Origin of the sequence: Methylobacterium sp. WL6, from assembly GCF_008040095.1 — a bacterium.
In the GTDB taxonomy this organism is placed as follows: Bacteria; Pseudomonadota; Alphaproteobacteria; order Rhizobiales; family Beijerinckiaceae; genus Methylobacterium.
In genome coordinates, this window is sequence record NZ_VRVH01000560.1 from 1 (window position 1) to 1,329 (window position 1,329).

The following is a 1,329-nucleotide window of genomic DNA, read 5'->3' on the forward strand; positions in this document are numbered from 1 at the left end:
GCTCGTCGCGATGTGCGCGGTCGGCCTCGTCGCGCCGCAACTGCTGTGGGTGCTCGACTTCCTCGGCACCGCCCTCGGCTGCCCGATCACCGGGATGACCGCCTACATGTTCGATCGGAGCACCGCGCCGTTCCTGCGCGGCCTGTCGGGCTTCCACGGCTGGCTGCCGTTCCTGCTGATCTACCTGGTCGGCCGCCTCGGCTACGATTGCCGCGCCCTGCCGACCTGGACCGCGCTCGCGATCGTCACCCTGCTGGCGTGCTTCTTCCTGATGCCGCCGCCGACGCCGGAGCCGGGCCTGACCCCGGTCAACATCAACTACGTCTGGGGCATGAGCGACCGGGCGGCGCAGACTTGGGTTCCGGCCTGGGCCTGGCTCGCGGGCCTGATCGTCGGCCTGCCGACCCTGCTGTTCCTCCCGACCCACCTCGCCCTGCGCCGCTGGGCGCCGGCGCGATCGCGACCCGCTGCGGGATGACGGAACGCGCGGAGCCTCTTCCCTCCCCCGCAGAGGGGGGAGGGACGGTGGGGGGCCTGTCTTCGTTCGAGGCCCGGGAACGAGGTCGGCGTCCGCTCGGTCGAAGGCGGGGCCTTCGTCCAGAGCGATCCCGTCAGGCGCCGTCGCCGCCCGGCACCAGCGTGATCACCGTCTCGGTCGCGGCGTCGACCGCCGCGCGGGAGTACAGCAGCGGACGGTAGGCGCGCCGGGCCCAGGGCTCGGCATGGTCGGCGTAGTGCGGGCTCGCCGGGTGGCCGGATTGGCCCGGCGCGTTGACGAAGACGCCGGCATCCCAGTCGCCGACGTCGAGCACCATCCGGAACGAGGCGCCGTGCGTCATCCGGAACGTCGCGGGGTCGTACTCGGCGTGCATCACGCAAGGCCCCGCCCCCGGCATCGGCAGGGGGCCGACATCGTGGCCGGTGAAGCCGCGCGGGCCGAGCGGGTGCGCGAACAGCGCGTGGTGCAGGCGGCCCCAGGCCCAGGCCGCGGGATCGGGGCCGAGGCGGGCCGCGCAGTCCCGCCAGGCCGCCGCCAGGGTGCGTTCGACCAGCGCGTCGCGGGCGGCGCGGTCGAGCGGCGGGCGCGGCGTCTCCAGGCGGTCGAGCAGGGCCTGCAGGTCGCCCGGCGGCAGCAGGCGCCGGGTCTCTAAATCGGGCACGAGGGCGTGCAGCAGGGCCGGGCGCAGGTGGTGCACCCAGAACACCTCCACCAGCGCGGCCGAGGCCGAGCCCTCGTGCAGGTGCCCGTCGAAGGTCTCGAGCAGGGCGATCGCCCGGCGGGCCTCCGCGTCGGCGGGCGCGGCCAGCGTCGCGGCGAGGTGCGCCAGC

General features: G+C 75.1%; 1 protein-coding gene and 1 pseudogene. One reads left to right on the forward strand and one right to left on the reverse strand.

Going from position 1 to position 1,329, the window contains the following annotated elements; translation table 11 throughout:
• Positions 1 to 478, forward strand: a pseudogene (locus FV230_RS28345) (hypothetical protein); the annotation flags it as partial.
• Between the two features lie 133 nt (positions 479 to 611).
• Here FV230_RS28345 and FV230_RS28350 read toward each other — a convergent pair.
• A partial coding sequence (locus FV230_RS28350; RefSeq protein WP_147844724.1) for a penicillin acylase family protein occupies positions 612 to 1,329 on the reverse strand: 718 nt, incomplete at its 5' end.